17 protein-coding genes are annotated in these 17453 nt (G+C 40.5%); 16 read left to right on the forward strand and 1 reads right to left on the reverse strand.

The window, feature by feature from the left end; genetic code table 11:
- Window positions 1-161 precede the first annotated feature (161 nt).
- The 15 genes from L1F29_RS18365 (at window position 162) to L1F29_RS18430 (ending at window position 16110) form a co-directional block, all read left to right on the forward strand.
- Window positions 162-725 carry a carbohydrate ABC transporter permease gene (locus L1F29_RS18365; protein WP_258383510.1) on the forward strand — a complete coding sequence of 188 codons (564 nt, stop codon included), beginning with the start codon at window positions 162-164 and terminating at the stop codon, window positions 723-725.
- Window positions 726-793: 68 nt separating this feature from the next.
- On the forward strand, window positions 794-1543 hold the full coding sequence (locus L1F29_RS18370) for a phytanoyl-CoA dioxygenase family protein (RefSeq protein WP_258383511.1): 750 nt from the start codon (window positions 794-796) through the stop codon (window positions 1541-1543).
- A gap of 46 nt (window positions 1544-1589) precedes the next feature.
- Window positions 1590-2822, forward strand: coding sequence for a Gfo/Idh/MocA family protein (locus L1F29_RS18375; protein ID WP_258383512.1), 1233 nt, complete (start codon window positions 1590-1592; stop codon window positions 2820-2822).
- A 707-nt stretch (window positions 2823-3529) separates the two neighbouring features.
- Window positions 3530-3700 carry a hypothetical protein gene (locus L1F29_RS18380; RefSeq protein ID WP_258383513.1) on the forward strand — a complete coding sequence of 57 codons (171 nt, stop codon included), beginning with the start codon at window positions 3530-3532 and terminating at the stop codon, window positions 3698-3700.
- Window positions 3701-3879: 179 nt separating this feature from the next.
- Window positions 3880-4056 carry a hypothetical protein gene (locus L1F29_RS18385; protein ID WP_258383514.1) on the forward strand — a complete coding sequence of 59 codons (177 nt, stop codon included), beginning with the start codon at window positions 3880-3882 and terminating at the stop codon, window positions 4054-4056.
- Window positions 4057-4142: 86 nt separating this feature from the next.
- On the forward strand, window positions 4143-4769 hold the full coding sequence (locus tag L1F29_RS18390; protein ID WP_258383515.1) for a hypothetical protein: 627 nt from the start codon (window positions 4143-4145) through the stop codon (window positions 4767-4769).
- Between the two features lie 380 nt (window positions 4770-5149).
- Window positions 5150-5737 carry a hypothetical protein gene (locus tag L1F29_RS18395; protein WP_258383516.1) on the forward strand — a complete coding sequence of 196 codons (588 nt, stop codon included), beginning with the start codon at window positions 5150-5152 and terminating at the stop codon, window positions 5735-5737.
- Between the two features lie 437 nt (window positions 5738-6174).
- The gene (locus tag L1F29_RS18400) at window positions 6175-6972 is read left to right on the forward strand and encodes a class I SAM-dependent DNA methyltransferase (RefSeq protein WP_258383517.1); all 798 of its coding nucleotides are present in this window, start codon (window positions 6175-6177) and stop codon (window positions 6970-6972) included.
- A 523-nt stretch (window positions 6973-7495) separates the two neighbouring features.
- Entirely contained in the window at window positions 7496-7870 is a 375-nt protein-coding gene (locus tag L1F29_RS34475) for an alanine--tRNA ligase-related protein (RefSeq protein ID WP_373876417.1), read from the forward strand.
- Window positions 7795-9219, forward strand: coding sequence for an alanine--tRNA ligase (locus tag L1F29_RS18405; RefSeq protein WP_258389731.1), 1425 nt, complete (start codon window positions 7795-7797; stop codon window positions 9217-9219). The genes L1F29_RS34475 and L1F29_RS18405 overlap by 76 nt, the downstream gene beginning before the upstream one ends.
- Before the next feature lie 389 nt (window positions 9220-9608).
- Complete coding sequence (locus L1F29_RS18410) at window positions 9609-10667, forward strand: TOPRIM nucleotidyl transferase/hydrolase domain-containing protein (RefSeq protein ID WP_258383518.1); 1059 nt, start codon at window positions 9609-9611, stop codon at window positions 10665-10667.
- Window positions 10668-10860: 193 nt separating this feature from the next.
- Window positions 10861-12975, forward strand: a complete 2115-nt coding sequence (locus L1F29_RS18415) for an ATP-dependent nuclease (RefSeq protein ID WP_258383519.1) — start codon at window positions 10861-10863, stop codon at window positions 12973-12975.
- A complete protein-coding gene (locus L1F29_RS18420) occupies window positions 12962-14716 on the forward strand; it encodes a UvrD-helicase domain-containing protein (RefSeq protein ID WP_258383520.1) in 1755 nt (584 codons plus the stop codon). Before L1F29_RS18415 ends, L1F29_RS18420 begins: the two co-directional genes overlap by 14 nt.
- A gap of 92 nt (window positions 14717-14808) precedes the next feature.
- Window positions 14809-15063 (forward strand): hypothetical protein, encoded by a 255-nt coding sequence (locus L1F29_RS18425; RefSeq protein WP_258383521.1) that lies wholly within the window; start codon window positions 14809-14811, stop codon window positions 15061-15063.
- 576 nt (window positions 15064-15639) lie between these two features.
- On the forward strand, window positions 15640-16110 hold the full coding sequence (locus tag L1F29_RS18430) for an undecaprenyl diphosphate synthase family protein (protein WP_258383522.1): 471 nt from the start codon (window positions 15640-15642) through the stop codon (window positions 16108-16110).
- Here the strand turns inward: L1F29_RS18430 and L1F29_RS18435 are convergent.
- Entirely contained in the window at window positions 16107-16235 is a 129-nt protein-coding gene (locus L1F29_RS18435) for a hypothetical protein (RefSeq protein ID WP_258383523.1), read from the reverse strand. The genes L1F29_RS18430 and L1F29_RS18435 overlap by 4 nt on opposite strands.
- Window positions 16236-16517: 282 nt before the next feature.
- On the opposite strand from L1F29_RS18435, the gene L1F29_RS18440 reads away from it, so the two are divergent.
- A complete protein-coding gene (locus L1F29_RS18440; protein WP_258383524.1) occupies window positions 16518-17285 on the forward strand; it encodes a nucleotidyltransferase in 768 nt (255 codons plus the stop codon).
- Window positions 17286-17453 lie beyond the last annotated feature (168 nt).

The raw sequence follows: 17453 nt of genomic DNA on the forward strand, positions 1-17453 counted from the left end.
TATATCCGATTGAACCTACGCTGGCGGGCTATAAACTTGTCTTTCAAAATCCAAATATCGGAATTGGGTATCGCAATACGCTGGTGTACGTTATTTTAGGCACAACGGTTAGCTTGCTCTTCACTTCTATGGGAGCCTACGTACTGTCAAGGAAAGGCTTGATGTGGAAAAAGCTGATGATGATGTTGATTGTTTTTACGATGTTTTTTGGCGGCGGACTAATACCATCTTTCTTGCTTGTTAAAGGGCTGGGCATGCTGAATACGATCTGGGCGATCGTACTGCCAAGCGCCATTTCGGCTTGGAACTTAATCGTCATGCGTACGTTCTTTCAGTCGATTCCTGATGAGTTGATCGAGTCGGCCAAAATTGACGGTGCTAACGACATGTATATTTTTTTTCGCATCGTTCTCCCGTTATCCATGGCGATTGTCGCTGTTATCGGTTTGTTCCATGCGGTTGGAGAATGGAATTCTTGGTTTAATGCAGTAATCTATTTGCGAAATCGGGAGATGTACCCCTTACAGCTGTTTTTACGCGAAATCTTGATCGAAAATCGGATCGATAATGTTACTTTAACGACGACGGATATTAGTGCGATGCAAGCAAAGCGAATCATTAAATATGCGGTCATTATCGTATCGACGGTACCGATCCTGCTCGTCTATCCGTTTCTGCAAAAGTACTTTGTTAAAGGCATTTTGATTGGATCGTTGAAGGAATAGTTTATTATTATGCCGAAGTTATTGAACACTGAATTGTATTTATATTACAAATAAGGAGGCAGTAAACGATGTTGATCTCACATGAAGACGTCGAACGTTATCAACGCGATGGGTATTTGATGGTCGAAGGTATGTTCAATGAGCAGGAAGTTGCAAGAATGATTCGAGAAGTGGAACAAGGAGAACGAGTTGCGACGACAGCACACGGAAATGCAGATACCTCGGGTCGCAAAGCACGGCTGGCGATTTGGTTTGATCTTAACAACGATATGTGGTCCGATGTAAGCATTGCTCCACGTCTTGTCAATGGCGTTCGTATTCTGCTTGGTGAGGATGCTGCATTTTACCACGGTAAAGTGATGCTCAAGGAAGCTCAATCAGGCGGCGCATGGGAATGGCATCAAGATTATGGCTACTGGTATGGAGGAGGCTTTATCTATCCGAACATGATTAGCGTATTTATTGCTTTGGATGAAGCAACGAAAGAGAACGGCTGCTTGCGCGTCTTACGAGGGTCGCATAAGTTAGGACGGTTAGAGCATGGCAGAGTCGGACAGCAGACCGGAGCCGATGCCAACCGTATTCAACAAGTAGAGTCGTTGTTTGATTTAGTGGATTGTGAGATGAAGCCGGGAACCGCATTGTTTTTCCATAGCAATTTGCTGCATAGCTCTCGTGCTAATGAATCGCCTAATCATCGACGATCGTTTATTGTATGCTATAACGCGACAGCGAATCCGCAATTGAAAAGCGATCAGTTGGTTCGAATGGAATCTTGCCCAGTTGGAACGGACAATTGGCTAGAAAAGCATCCATAATAGACGGTGAATGTATCCAATAATACGATTATAGGAGTGATCGACTATGGGTTTTAAGATCGGTGTTGTCGGTACGGGATTTGCAAGCTCGTTTATTCCTTTATTTCAAGCGCATCCTCTTGTGGATGAAGTGGTACTGGCAGAATTAATTCCCGAACGTTTGGAACAGACTGCGAAGAAATTTCAAATTAAAAGGACATTTTCTTCCTTGGATGAATTATGCAAAAGTGATGTTGATGCGATTGCTCTTTATACGAATCGTCATTTGCACGGTCCGCATACGCTTCAAGCATTGCGCGCGGGCAAGCACGTGTATTGTGCTGTTCCGATGGCTTCTAATTTAGAAGATATACAAGCAATCATGGAAGAAGTGGACAGATCAGGATTAATATATATGACAGGTGAAACAAGTTACTATTATCCATCTACTATTTATTGCCGAAATCGCTTTAATAATGGGGACTTTGGTAATATTGTTTATGGCGAGGCCGCCTACCTGCATGATATGTCCCATGGATTCTATGATGCTTATAAACATTCTGATGGGGATCAATGGATGAAGGCCGCGGGGTTGCCACCGATGTATTATCCTACTCATTCGGTCAGTATGATATTATCGGTTACAGGGGCTTATGCGACCCAAGTATCCTGCTTAGGTTATGTCGACAAGCACCAAGATGGTATTTTTAAAGCAGGAGCGAATCATTGGGATAATCCATATAGCAATCAGACAGCATTAATGCGTACATCCGATGGTGCTTCGATGCGAATTAATGAATTCAGAAGGGTGGGCTGGACCGGTGTAGGGGAACGCAGTGTCCATTTGAGTTTATTCGGCACAGAAGGCACCTTTGAAGAACAGGCGAACGCCAGGGGATGGACATCACTTAAAGGGGACGACATTACGGACTTGTCTGCGCTGTTGGATTGTAATAAAGTCACCGTTGGAGAAGATTATGCGCATTTGAGCGAAAACCTGCAGCGCGATTTTTATTCCGGTGTTTCCAGTGTACACCCGATACATCGTTTGCCGACTGAGTTTATAGGACTACATAACGGACACGCAGGATCGCATCAATTTTTAGTCGATGATTTTGTGAAAGCAGTTACGGAGCATAAGCTGCCGCCGAATCATGCTTGGAATGCTGCAAGATATTGCGTACCTGGCCTCATTGCTCACGATTCATGCCAGCGCAATGGTGAAATGCTAAGTATTCCCGATTTCGGCGTCCCGTCCCTCACTAAATGGTGTTTGTTGGAGCCTGATAAGGCGAAATAAGAAATTGGAATGGATAAGTCAAGTCCTTATTAATGCATAGCAAAGACGGGCCAAGGGAAGGAATTCCCCGGCCTTTTTCTAATTAAAGATAGCCAAACACATAAAGATCCATCAGTAGGGGGGCTACAATGACTTTACAAGAGAGAACAGGCTGCTCTTAGAATTCGTGCAAGTTTATTAGATGACGATGATTCTGGATACCGTTTGCGGGATGGACTGTAATTTTTGCGAATTTGACATATGTATAAAATACTATGTAATCTACATTTACTTATTCGACAGGAAGCCCTAGTGTTGATGCGGGTTTTTATGGGTTGTGACACAATATATCAAATGCAAAGCTCGGGGTAGTGGAAACGCTGTCCTCTTTCGTCGTTCTTAAACTATAATACGGAATAGAAATATGGTAGAATTTCCAAGTAATAATTTCTACTTAGTATCAGTTTATCTTATAAGCCGAACTGGAGCATGATTGTAAAGCAGCTGAACAAGCTGGGCGGGTATTTTCTCGGAAACGCTTATTACGGAGGAGAGCCCCTTTGTTCGAGCCGGACGGATCGGATGAGGATGTGCTTCTGAGAGAGGGCGCTGCTGGACAATTACCTGGAAAGCGGTCAGCAGGAGGCCTTCTGTCAGGTGGTCGCCGAAATTTTCGATTGAAAAAATTATGCAACTACTAAAATTATGAATGAAAGAAGGTATAGAAGATGATACGAGAAATTAAAGAGCAATTCACTGAAGAGATCCTTACCGAAGCAATAAAGCGATATGACATTAATAATGACACCGTTCGTTTATTGGGCGGTTATGAAAGCTTTGTTTATGAATACCAGAAAAACAATGCATTTTTCATATTAAAAATCTCACATACAATTTAGAAGATCAAGAAATAATATACGGGGTGAAATTGAATTTTTAAATTTTTTGTCGAATAAAGGACTGGCAGTTTCAACTGCTGTTCCATCGACCAGGGGTAATATGGTTGAAGAAATTGCTGCAGAAAATGGTTCGTTCCTAGCCATTTCATACGAAATGTCTCTTGGAAAAGAAGTGTCGGATGAAGATTCATGCATTGCTGTATATTTATTTTCATCAAGCAAACGATGTGTCAAATTTGGATGAAGAATCAATGAACTGGTTAAAAGAGCTTCAACGAGTAGCCGCTTCTGATGACCCTATGCTGCCGATTGATTTTGTTCAAGAATTTAAAAGCATTTATAATAGTATTCATTAACCCGGGAGCATCGCATTTTACTAACGTGCTCGCGACTGTAATCGAACTGGAAAAGGGTACAAGATCTGGACGAGGCCGTTGTTAGTATGCCTGAATATTCTCATATTCAAACATATCTCAAATGTGGCCCAGAAAATTTCAAAGATGGTATAAAACATTTTTCTGAAGTGTTAACCTCTCTAGGGCTTGATTCGAAGTACTTCACAGTTGAACTTGAATGGGAGCTCTCTGACAACGGCTTCATGTACGTTGGCGGTGGCGCGAAAGCCCAGTTATATGTAAATAATGGGAACCGACTTCATATTCGTCCATATGTGATAGGATGGACCCCAGAAGTAATAAAAGAACTGCAAGAGTCTTGGTTGGAAGTTAGCTTACTGTTTTGGACAGAAGAAATTGAGCTTGATTGGCGAACCGGTCAATTAAAAGAGGAACATAAATCAGTTGTTTGGACGATGATGGAAAAGTTCTCAAAAGAATTTAGAGAAAGTGGAGTGTATTTCACCAACGAAGTCACGGACGGGAAACCATGGGAAGCTTTAATTTGTGGGAAAAAAGCAGAAGTTTGGACCTTCGATGCAGCTATTCTGCCGGAACATCTGATTAATTCATATTTAGATTCCCAACCTGAAATGTTCACTAGTATAAAAGCAAACAATATGTTTGTTGCCAGAAGATCCGTTTGGATGTCGGAGCCTTGGCTAAATTACTGATTGAGTTATCGGAGAACTTTAATTCAATTAGGACGAAGGCGTCAATTTAATGGATTCATTACCTTAGAGCTTACAGGCTGGTTAGCAACCAGCGGTGATTAATTTGATAGTCGAAATTGATGGTTATTTTGAAAATGCACTTCTTATCGGCAAGGCATGTTCTATTGCGGAATTAAGGAAAAAGTATTTAATGGCCAAAATCCATTGCACTAACATGAATGAATTCACAGATATCTTTTGCAGGCTGTTTCAATTTGAGCGTCTGCCTTCTTCTTTCGGGGATAAGGTTAGCGTGAATGTCGTAATTGATACCGATACTGACCATATTTATGTACCACGGCATTAAAATAACGGGACACGTTAGTTGAATTCCTTTTATTATGGTGGTGAGAAAAATAGATCACAGACGCTTGTTGAAGTTAAGGGTTTTTGAATTAATCTACATCATTATCGTGTGTTTGATTCTTATTGCACTTCTTGAAGGTATCTTATGGTACTACCATGCTTCAATTATTGTTTTAAGGATGGTCGTTATTATTGGTCTGTTATTTGCAATCAAAGCGGTTACTCCAGCAAATGACTGGTCAGTTTACAAGATCATTCCCTGGTTAAGAGAATTGAAAGATTATGAACGTGAACGTTTCAAGAAGACATTTAGACCTCACACCTCAACTAAGACATCAATTATTATCCATGGTGTCTTAGTTGTGATTACCTTCGTGTTACCGACGGAACAGGACCCAAGGCATATGACACTTTTTTTGGGAGACTGGTTATCCATCATGTGCTGGCTCTTGATTATGGTGATAGTAAATTGGTTTGTTAACAAAATAAAAGTGGATGCTGAGGTAGGAGAAAACATTAAGGGGTTTACATCATTAATCTACATTTTAGGTTTTTTATCAATATTGTTATGCATGTATTTCAGAAATTCTTTTGAAAAGCTATTCATCTACTTTATGAGTTAGGGTTGTGCGATCGGAGGTTTCTCCCGTGCAACTCCTATTTCATTTATTGAAGTAACGGGCAGTCGAACAACTAACGGGACACTATAGTTGAACGATCCAGGGAGCAGATCGCCGCGGCAACTGCTCCTTTTTCATTAAGCTAACGGGCAGATTTGTTGCGCTGAATCCCCCTTAAAGTTAGGAGAAAACAAGTTATCTTTTTTTGGCACACGACATAGGTTAAAGTGACTTGCTGTGTAAGGAAGGGTTCGGCGTGAGACTCATCAAAACCAGAGCGAGGGAGCAATTCGAAATGAAAAAGAAAAGCATCGCCTTGCTGATGGCGGCCTCAGCACTTTTCTCCATGTCGACCGGTGCCGTATGCGGATGCCTCGCCTGAGCGTCACCAGAGCTATCGCTGGTCTAGTCTCAACAATATGGAAGGAGGTCATCAAAATATGCAACGACCCCAGATATGGCACTATGGCCTTGTCGCGCAATCGTGGGCGAATGCCGGGACGGAAGTTGGTCCGGAAGCGGCGTACTACAGGAAGCTGATCGAGACTTCCGGACAACCGGCGCTTGATCTGGGCTGCGGCAGTGGACGCTTGTTGCTCCTCTTTTTGCGGGCTGGTCTGGATGTGGATGGCTGCGACTACTCGGAGGATATGCTTGCAGTCTGCCAGGAGCGAGCAGCAAAGCAAGGCCTTTCACCCCGGCTCTATGCGCAGGCAATGCACGAGCTGGATCTGCCCCGGCGCTACAGGACGATATTTGCCTGCGGGGTGATTGGTCTCGGTGGAGAGCATCGTCTGACTATGCAGGCAATGCAGCGCTGCCATGAGCATCTACGTCCAGGCGGCACGTTCGCATTCAACTATGCGGTGCGATGGAACGATCCGCCCGCTTGGCTGGCGAGGTTGTCTGAGTACAGGCGGGCTGAACCCGAGGGATGGCCCGCATCCAGTGAGCGCCAGCGCCTGGCCGACGGTACGGAGCTGGAATTAGCTGCCCGGACACTTGAGACAGATCCCTTGGAGAACGTCGCCACCCGTCAGATGCGAGTCCGGCTGTGGCACGAAGGAGACCTTATCAAAGAGGAAGTTCACACGCAAAGGTTGGATGACTATACGAAGAACGAGTTGGTGTTGATGCTTGAGCGCGCAGGCTTCAGCGACATACAGATCTTTGGAGATTTCAGCGACGAACCAGCTACCGCAGACCACAAAGAACTGATCTTTATCTGCCGAAAGTAAAATCGCGTCCCAATGTCCTGAGCCAGGAATTGTGCGAGCAGGAGTCTATAGGGAACGACGAATTCCTATGCAGCCGTTACGCTAACGGGACACTATAGCTTAACAATCACCAGGACGAGGCTGATGTTAAGAAACGGCAGCCTCGTTGAGCTAACGGGCAGTTTACGTTAATTACGAGTGGGTTTTCAAGTATTATGCAGGTTGCTAATATACACGATTGACATCTGAATTCTAACTGGCTACAATAACAATAATTAGGAAATGATTTAAATGAAATCAATGAATGAACAAAATATGCTACATTTCGTTCAGAGAGGGATGTTTTGGTGTGAAATCCTACGAAACTTAGTATGTTGCCGGTTCAGGAGTGCGGTTAATGCCCGCCGGTTTGACTCGTTATAGTCAATTGAGCTGATTGTATCGCTAAATGCGAAGACAATAACTTGGGTGGTACCGCGATTAATTCGTCCCAATCTTGGGGCGTTTTTTTGTTGTCTAAAATAGAGTAAAAGGAGAAATATCAATGAAACTGTATACATCTGAAGAGATTAGAGCGAAGTATATTCAGTTTTTTCAAGAAAAAGGTCATGCCGTCATTTCTAGCGCTTCCGTTATACCCGATAACGATCCCACCGTATTGTTTACGACAGCGGGCATGCACCCGCTGGTGCCCTATTTACTTGGAGAGAAGCATCCATCTGGAACGAGGTTAACCAATGTTCAGAAGTGTATACGTACTGTGGATATAGATGAAGTCGGTGATGATCGTGGAGTTGGGAGTTCGTCACTTCGCCGAACTGGCTCGATATACCCAAGCATAAAATTGCGGTTACTGTATTCGAAGGAGATGATGATGCTCCCCGTGATCAGGAGTCGTACGAGATATGGTGTGCATTAGGTCAATGTGAGGAAGAGATCTTCTTCTTGCCTAAAGCCGATAATTGGTGGGGGCCAGCAGGTCAAACAGGTCCTTGCGGTCCCGATACGGAAATCTTCATTATCTCGGATAAAGAACGTTGCGGTCCTACATGTTCGCCAGCATGTGGATGTGGGCGCTATGTTGAATTCTGGAATAATGTATTTATGAAATATAACAAAACGGCGGAGGGAAAGTTTGAACCGCTTGATCAAAAAAACGTCGATACGGGAATGGGCTTAGAGAGAGTGCTAGTCGCTTTGAATGGAGGAACAGTCTATGATAGCGACCTGTTTACTACGATATTCTCACGAATTGCAGAACTGTCGGAGACGGCATACGAAAATCAACCCAAAGCGTATCGAGTTGTTGCGGATCATACCCGCACGGCAGTATTTATCCTTGGTGATAATTACGGCATTACTCCGTCTAATGTCGACCAAGGCTATGTGCTGCGAAGATTGATTCGCCGAGCTGTTAGATTCGCAATGCAATTGAGTATTCAAGAAGGCGGTCTAGCGGATATCGCTAGCGCTGTGATTGACAAGTACGAGCTAATATACCCAGAGTTGCAAAGCAATCGCGATAAAATTATTAGGGAACTCCAGGCGGAAGAAGCTCGTTTTCAAAAAACGCTCGCGCAGGGACTTCGTGAATTCGATAAGCTTTCGATTTCATTAGTAAATGGTCAAATAGACGGTGCAGCTGCATTCAAACTTTATGATACGTATGGGTTTCCCATCGAATTGACCATAGAACTGGCAACAGAGCGTTCCATCGCCATCGATCTGGAAGGATATCTAGAGAAATTTCAGAAGCATAGAGAGTTATCTCAAGCCGGAGCAACCCAAAAGTTTAAAGGCGGTTTAGCAGATAATTCTGCACAGACGGCAAATCTGCATACGGCAACTCATCTTCTGCATGCTGCACTACGAAAGGTTCTCGGAGATGAGGTGGCGCAAAAGGGCAGCAATATAACGGCTGAGAGACTGCGCTTTGATTTTTCGTTCCATCGTAAAATGACTGAAGAAGAGATCGTGGCAACCGAGCAGCTGGTCAATGAAGCGATTGCCGAAGGCGTCGGGATTACGTTCGAAGAGATGACGCTTGAAGATGCACATAGAACAGGGGCTATTGGTCTATTCGAGAGCAAGTATGGCCAGATGGTAAAAGTATATACGATGGGCAAATTCTCCAAAGAGATATGCGGCGGTCCTCACGCGGTGAATACGGCTGACCTTGGTACTTTTAAAATTGTTAAGGAAGAGAGCTCGTCTTCTAGCGTAAGGAGGATAAAGGCAGTACTTGAAAGCACTGATGCTTTACGCTAACGAGGAACGTTAGTTCAATAAAACAGCAGAAGGATCCGCCGCGGCGGATCCTTTTCGCTTTCATAAGCACAAGAATGGCCCTACAAGATTTTTCATTTTCTTGGCAGCTGCACCGGCTGCTCCTTTGACTTGCTCACAAAATACTATGTAATCTACATTTACTAATTCAACAGAAAATACTATTGTTGGTGCATATTCTTATGGATTGTGACACAATATATTAAAGTCATAAATGGGGGCAGCGGAGTGCTGTCCTTTTTAGTCGTTTTGATATATGTCGAACTTGAATTGGTATCGAGTTATTGAATTATAGGGATTAGTATAATAAATCATGCTAATATAGAGTTTGAAGTGATCGGTTCGGTTATGAATGGTTATTGGGGGAGAAAATGAAGACAGATTGGGTTTACATAAAAGAAGAATACGAAAAACTTATTAACTTAGATGCCAACGCGGATGGTGCCGAGAAAAGGCGCCGGGGATTTAATTTCGAGCGTTTACTGAATAAGCTTTTTAACCACGAACAACTCGAACCGCGCACAGGCTACAGACCGTTAGGGGAGCAGATTGACGGCTCTATTTATCTCGACGGACGTATATACCTGCTGGAAGCCAAATGGCATGCAGACCCGTTACCAGCATCAACCCTCTATCAGTTCAAGGGCAAGGTCGAAGGTAAGTTGGCAGGTACAATTGGAATTTTTATTTCAATGTCAGGATATGCAGAGGACGCCGTTGATGCACTCGTTTTAGGCAAGACGCTCAACATAATTTTACTCGACAAACGAGACTTGGATGCCGCGATTGCTCGTGACAATGGATTCACAAATATTCTCAAACTCAAGCTCCGTAAGGCAACTGAGGAAGGTGCAATTTATTTCCCTTCTGAAGGGGAATTCGTAACTGCCAAAAATAAACAACTCGTTGAGATAGACCATCTTCACTACGACCGTGTAACAGGCGGGGTATTGGCGACGCGGGTTGTCGATGCGACTACCGCAGATTTGTTAATCGTGTGCGAAGGTGATACTGATCGTGAGGTGATTGCTACACTGTCTGAAAGGATTCTAGGTAATGCCGGCTCGAATAGATCGATCAAAATTATTATTGCTATGGGAAAGATCACAATTCCTCGTTTGGCAAACGCTTTATGGAACACTTTCTATTCCGAATCTAAAGTGTTAATAGTGACTGATGGTGACGGAGATCCCGTTAGGACAAAAGAGATGTTGGTGAAAGGCCTCGAATTTAACGAATGGATATCTGCGATTCCCAATCCTTCTATTGAAGTCTGGCTTGACCTTGATGTTAACCAGCTAAAAAAAATGGGCTCAAAGTATCGCATTGAGCAATCTAGACAGGCAGCTAGTAATCTAGACATTGAGGAACTGCAGAAAAGAGACGAGCAGTTCGCACGGTTTCATGATGCAATCCTTGGTAAAGATTGATGGTGCTACAACAGCGGAAAAATATCCGCTGTTTTTTAATTTTACGGACAGAAGAATAAGTACTCTGTTATTTTTACGGGTAATGCATACGCTGTCATATTTCGCCGATTTAACAGATTTATTGTATTTAAGAATTATGGTAGAATTTCCAATAAGAACAGTATATTTGTAGCTTTAAATTGGGGGCATGATTATGCATATATCTAGTCTGAAAATAAGGAACTTTCGTAATTTCAGAAAAGCTTGCTTTGTTTTTAAAGAAGGCGTAAACACGATAATTGGGGCAAATGGTTCTGGTAAAACAAATGCCTTATTCGCATTAAGACTTATTATTGATGAAAACTTACCAAGATCCTCAACGAATTTAATAGATACTGATTTTAATCGCTCACTTACAAATTGGCGTGGACATTGGATTGTAATTAGCCTCCACTTTGATAATCTCTCAAATGACGATTCTTCACAAGCTCTTATTTTTCAAGGTACCCATACAAGTGACAATAACGGATCATTAAATTTATATTTTAGACCTAAATATGAAGTACGCAAGCGATTATTTGAAATGAGTCAGGATTTTTTTGATGACGCACATTTCATAGAATATCTTTCTACTTTGAAGATAAATAACTATGAATCTGTTTTATATGGTAGGGGAACAGCTGATTTCAGTAATGATGAGGTTTATTCTTCAATTGTTGGGGATTTCACAAACTTCAATTTTCCAGACCCTGACAATGAAGACAGTAGTCTACTCGGTACACCAGCTAACCAATATATCTTCAAAAATGATTTTGCTTGTACTTATGCGAAAGCGTTAAGGGACGTTATAGGCGACTTGAAAAATCCTAGAACTTCACCATTGCTAAGATTATTGAGTAATCTCAATATTAATGAGACGAGCACAGAAACTGTAAGTAATACGATTAGAGATTTAAATTGGCATATAACTAACTTACCTGAAATCAGAGAATTGGCTATGGGAGTATCCGAATCATTACATAAAACAGTAGGTCATACATATGCTCCCCGAATAGAGATTAACTCTAATTTGTCTGATGATTTCAAACATACCTTAAAAGCATTGCATATCAAGGCAGGAGAGCTTATTGGAGAAGATTATATTGGTGATCTACACGAGATGAGTCTTGGTGGGGCCAATTTACTCTATCTAGCACTTAAACTAGAAGAATACAATAGGCTTGATCATGATCAAAATAAAGCAGCACATTTCTTATTAATTGAAGAACCTGAAGCACATTTACATAACCATATTCAAAAAACTTTGTTTCAGAAATATCATTATCATGAAAATACTCAAATTATTTTAACCACACATTCTAGCCATATTTCTTCTTCTTGTTCTCTTAATAATGTAAATATAGTTTATATAGAAGATAACTATTGCGAAGTTTCACAACCAAGTAGGGGGCTAGAGGATAACGAAGTAAGAAGGATTGAACGGTATCTAGATGCGACAAGATCGACACTATTGTTCGCAAAGTCGGTGATCCTTGTTGAGGGAGATGCTGAGTTAATTCTGATTCCTGAGATGGTGAAGAAGGCATTTGGCATATCATTAGATGAGATCGGAGTTAGTCTAATTAATGCCGGCAGTACACAATTCACAAATATTGCAAATCTGTTCTCGACTGAACGAATCAGAAGAAAGTGTGCAATTGTTACAGACAATGATCTTTCAATAGTCCCATTAGATGACGATAGTTATGAGGATAAAGAATTCCAAAAAAAATGTAAGAACTCTCAAGAGTCAGGGGAACTACGCAAACAAAAGCTAAATGAGTTCTGTAATAACAATGATTTCATCGAAGCTTATTATGCTACCAGTACTTTTGAAGTGGAGTTAATTAAAGTAGGAAATAAAAACTATATTGAGAATGTAATTCGAAGTGATATTTACTCACGCGTGAGTGATCAAAATGCCTCAATTGAAAAAATCAGAAGCTCAGAGCCTAGTATTTTTGGTAAAGAAATATTACGTTTAGCAAACAAAGAAGGAAAAGGTTGGTTGGCCTTAGCAATTGCTGCTCGTATAGATAATGATATTGTAATTCCCGATTATTTACTTAAGGCACTGGCATTTGTATCCTCCCTGAAAGAAGGGCACTTAATTTCAATTATTCAGTACCGCTTAGGTAGTGAGTACATAGGATTTCTAGAAACTGTAAAATTCATTTATGGTGAAAACCCATCTGAGGTTGAAATTATTGATTCGTTTTGCCAATTGAATAGTACGAGTCTTACAGCAAAGTTTATTACTATGAGGAGGAGATATCTTGAATCTCCTTAATTCATTAAATACAGAGCAAAAGGAAGTTGTCGAATACAATGACCACTTATTAGTTATTGCTTGCCCTGGTAGTGGAAAGACGAGAACATTAGTTGCAAAGTTAATTTCTGAGGGAACAAGACTCAAGAAAAATGAAAAAATCGCAGCAATTACCTACACAAACTTAGCCGCTGAAGAGATTGCGCTAAGACTAGAAGCTAATTGTGTAGATGATAAATTTTATTGGGGAGGTACTATCCATTCCTTTTGTGCGAATTGGATAATAAAGCCTTTTTCGCATCTGGTTGAGGAATTAAAGTATGGATATACCTTAATTGATGAGGAAGATGTAGAAGAAATCACTGAGAATATATTGAATAGTTTGGGTCTAAAAAATATTGATTTTAGTACTCGGCGAGACTCTAATGGTAACTTAATCAGTTTAAATGAAGAAAATGTTATGTTACTTATAGAATATGATCGCACAATTAAGAATGATCGCCTCGTAGACTTTGATTTGATTCTTTATTATTCCTTTAAAATCTTAAGGGATAACCCTTCAATAGCAAGAAACTTATCGACAATTTTTAAATGGATACTTATTGATGAGTATCAAGATACTCAGGAATTACAATATTTAATTATAGGTGAAATAATAAAAGCAAGTGGGAATCAATCGAAATTATTAATAGTTGGAGACCCAAATCAAGGTATCTATCAAACACTTGGAGGAATCTCGAAAGCACGACAAGAAATAGAGGAATGCATTGGTAGCTTTCCTGTTGAGGAGAAGAGTTTGAATGGTAACTATAGATCTACTCAACAAATCATTGATGTTTATAGAAATTTTCAAATTTATGGAGAACCTATTGAGGCTAAGGGAACTAACAAAGATAAAGCTTCAATTATATCTTTTAATCGGGATGTGAGTCATGACAATTTAACTCAATATATTAAAGATTTGATATTAGATCTACACAATAACCATGGCATTCCGTTTAGAGAAATAGCTGTAATAGCCCCTCAACGGCAACCGTTAATAAGTTTGGCCAGATCTGTAAAACGACTAGCTCCAGAACTACCATTGGATGCCGCGGGATTATCACCACTTTGTAGAGATGACAATAATTTATTTTACCATCTTTCGAAGCTAATTTTATCAACTCCATCACCTGATAAAGTAGTACAACGTATGAGGTGGGCTAATAATTTTCTTGATATTCTAATTGAAAGAATACCGCATATATCTAATATGAATCTCAGCTTGCAAAGGATATTGAAGATTACTAATTCTTTTACCTCAACTACTGTGTTAGGGATTGAATACTTAAAAGAAGCATTCGGATACTTCTTTAATAAGTTGAGCATTGATATTAGCGTATATCCGGAAATAATTGAAGAACAAGATGACTTCGAAAAAAAATGTCTCAGAAAGCAAAGTAAAAATGGATTAGGGGATTCTATATCTGTATACAAGAATGGTTTTGCAAAGGCAGGAGGCGTAACTTTTATTACTGCACACAAATGTAAGGGTCTCGAATATGATACGGTAATAGGGATAAGCCTCTTATGGGGATTCATACCTCATTGGAACAACATTTACTCACGAGAAATAGATGAAAATGAAATCTCAAGAAAACTGCTTTATGTACTGTCATCAAGAGCAAAGAACAATTTATTTTTTGTTGCTGAGACCGGGAGAAAGACACAAAAAGGAAGACCTTATATTGCAAACTATCATTTATCTGAAATCTTTAGTTAAATGAAATTAATGGTTTATGAAAAAGAGAGACAAGCAGCTCATGTTACATATAGGTACTGGATGAATCTGGGCAAGGAATTCATGCAAATAGTGTGAAAAATAATAAAGAGTTATATGAGTATTACTTAAAATACTCTAAGAAAACCCCAAAACCGCTCAGGGTGAAGATAAAAGTTGGAGATCTGGATTTTAAAAACATCAAACTGGATCGTGATATAGAAAGGGTCAAAAGAAGATACCTCCAATTAACCAAAAATGAACTGGTTGAGCTGCTTGTTAATGCGGAGCAATATATTGCTGAACAAAACCAGACTTGGATAAAATCTCAGTTTGAGTCGTTCAAATAAACATTTATTAAGTCTACTTGGATATATTTACACTTTAGAACTTTTCGGATATAATTTTAGTAAATCCGGAAGCATCGGTCAAAGAAGAGTCGTTGGGAGCATCCCACGGCTCATTTTGTTTTTCAAGGGTTGAGTAGCGTTCTGACTGTATACTGTTGCTATTCTCTCCCAGCGAGTAAAGCAAGGGAAATAACGGGGAATCCGGTAGCAGCAGCTATGACAACATGGTACCTCTTGAGTAATATAGGTGATCAAATTAGTTTTGTTAATGAGGAAAATGTATTGGACGATTATCGGGATATCAGGTAATTAACGATTTGATTGAAAGGCAGCTAATAAAAGACGACGGGATAGAGGTATTTGACCCGAACGAGCCAGAGATATTCATTCTACGGCTGAAGAACACGTGGATGGATTAGTTGTTGAGTATCGGAGAACGTTAGTACAACGAAACAAGGAGCAGTTTGCCGTGGCAGCTGCTAAACCTTGTTTTTAATTAAGCTAACGGGCAGGATACTTCTATTTATGGTAATATAAGGGTTCTATAAATTGTGATATTGTGTGGAGGGTTAGAGAATGAAGTGGTCTGGTCTGAATCGAACTAAAAGTGATCTCAAACGTAAGATTGATTGGAGTAACCATCTCCCAAAACATATCGCAATTATGATGGATGGTAACGGTAGATGGGCTAATCGGATACGCTTTTCCACGGAAAATTGGAAAAGACCTAAAGATGAAGTGGAATACATCATTAGTTTAGTAAGTGAGTTTGTTCAAGATACAAACGTCCGTGAGTTAAATGAAAACAATATCAAAGTTTTTTTCATTGGAGATATCTCTAAATTTCCGGAATTCCTTTATACAGGAAAGAACCCTTGCCCTGATTTGCTGATTCGAACAAGTGGCGAGAAACGGTTGAGCAATTTTTTACTTTGGCAATCGGCGCATACTGAACTTTGGTTCACTAATGAAATGTGGCCTGATTTCAATGAAGAGCTTCTTCATGAGTCCATATTAGATTATCAAAACCGAAAGAAAAGGACCTAGGTAATTCCACGGAAGACGGCGCGTGCAACGTGCGTTTGCTGGGCGATGTCGATGCCGACGACAAGATGCTGGGTTGAAATGCGTTCGAGCAGTTGATTTTGTTTGCCCTGGGCTTTAAACTTCAATATAGAGCGACCTCCTTAAGATGGCTAAAGGGCTATGACCCGTGACTAACCCATCGTACGGGAGTCGCTCGTTTTTGTGCAAAGCGCAAAATTAACGCTCTACAGGAATCCTAACGGGAGACGATAACACAACGACACCAGGCTGCCGATAAGATCGGTGGCCTGTTCAGCTAACGGGCAGGATAGTTGAATGATTTCGCGAATAACTTAAGTCACGAAGAATTTACGAAGTTCGCAAAAAGACGTTAGTCGAAAGAAGTTCTTAGTTTAGGAGGAGTCTATATGATATTAGAAAAAGTTATAAATAGAATTGTAATACAAAGTGAATATAAGGATTTTGTTGATAAGTATATAGATAATATACTTACCGAATTTAAAGGTAAGATTCATAGCATTTATATGTGTGGCTCGATTCCAAAAGGAACTGCTATACCTTTTAAGTCAGATGCAGACTTTACTATTGTATGTGTAAATCCCAAAGATATTGATTACGAAAGATTGTCAAATATTAAAGACAGGCTTTTGGAAGAATATCCAGTAGTAACTAAGATTGATACGATAATTTGCTCGATTGACGATGTATTAAGTAAACCAAATGAGTGGGGTTTTTGGGTAAAGATAATTTGTGTTTGCATATATGGTCATGACGTTGGTGAAAAAGTACCACCGATAATTATTTCTCCAGAGTTCATTTTAGACTTAAATACAGAGACCAAGGAGGAAGTAGATCGTATACATAGTTTACTTTCTAATGCTATTGATAACACAATGAAAACTAGATATATTAAAGGTTACTCTAAGAGATTAATTCGTGCATTATACTCTTTGGTTTTAGAAGATACAGGTGTATGGCAAGATGACATTATTAAGATGAAGAATGCCATATTAAACTATTGTGAGATTGACTCCGCTTTAGTTGATTATCTGTATGCTTGTTACTTGGATAGTAATGTACTTGTTGAAGAGTTTCTGGGAATTGCAGATGAAGTATATAGCTATTTTGAGAACGCCTTAAATGCAATGGCTGCTTCCAGAACTTCCTTCGGCTAACACCATATTGACGCTCCGGGTCACTCTGAGAAGCGAGTGACCACATCCAGCCCCCTAAGCCCGTCGGGAAGTCACTGCGTTAGGTGTTCGGCAAGCCTCACAACTATAAGCAACGACTCTAATTAAAACATAAGACTATTGAGCTAACGGGACACGATAGTTCAACCA

The sequence above is a fragment of the Paenibacillus spongiae genome, from assembly GCF_024734895.1.
Taxonomy (GTDB): domain Bacteria; phylum Bacillota; class Bacilli; order Paenibacillales; family Paenibacillaceae; genus Paenibacillus_Z; species Paenibacillus_Z spongiae.

Bases quoted from the DNA above. Each gene is read 5' to 3' on its own strand.
- L1F29_RS18415 (WP_258383519.1), top strand. From the start codon at position 10,861: ATGCATATATCTAGTCTGAAAATAAGGAACTTTCGTAATTTCAGAAAA.
- L1F29_RS34475 (WP_373876417.1), top strand. From the start codon at position 7,496: ATGAAACTGTATACATCTGAAGAGATTAGAGCGAAGTATATTCAGTTT.
- L1F29_RS18410 (WP_258383518.1), top strand. From the start codon at position 9,609: ATGAAGACAGATTGGGTTTACATAAAAGAAGAATACGAAAAACTTATT.
- L1F29_RS18375 (WP_258383512.1), top strand. From the start codon at position 1,590: ATGGGTTTTAAGATCGGTGTTGTCGGTACGGGATTTGCAAGCTCGTTT.
- L1F29_RS18365 (WP_258383510.1), top strand. From the start codon at position 162: ATGTGGAAAAAGCTGATGATGATGTTGATTGTTTTTACGATGTTTTTT.
- L1F29_RS18400 (WP_258383517.1), top strand. From the start codon at position 6,175: ATGCAACGACCCCAGATATGGCACTATGGCCTTGTCGCGCAATCGTGG.
- L1F29_RS18380 (WP_258383513.1), top strand. From the start codon at position 3,530: ATGATACGAGAAATTAAAGAGCAATTCACTGAAGAGATCCTTACCGAA.
- L1F29_RS18370 (WP_258383511.1), top strand. From the start codon at position 794: ATGTTGATCTCACATGAAGACGTCGAACGTTATCAACGCGATGGGTAT.
- L1F29_RS18430 (WP_258383522.1), top strand. From the start codon at position 15,640: ATGAAGTGGTCTGGTCTGAATCGAACTAAAAGTGATCTCAAACGTAAG.
- L1F29_RS18385 (WP_258383514.1), top strand. From the start codon at position 3,880: ATGAAGATTCATGCATTGCTGTATATTTATTTTCATCAAGCAAACGAT.
- L1F29_RS18440 (WP_258383524.1), top strand. From the start codon at position 16,518: ATGATATTAGAAAAAGTTATAAATAGAATTGTAATACAAAGTGAATAT.
- L1F29_RS18395 (WP_258383516.1), top strand. From the start codon at position 5,150: ATGGTGGTGAGAAAAATAGATCACAGACGCTTGTTGAAGTTAAGGGTT.
- L1F29_RS18390 (WP_258383515.1), top strand. From the start codon at position 4,143: ATGCCTGAATATTCTCATATTCAAACATATCTCAAATGTGGCCCAGAA.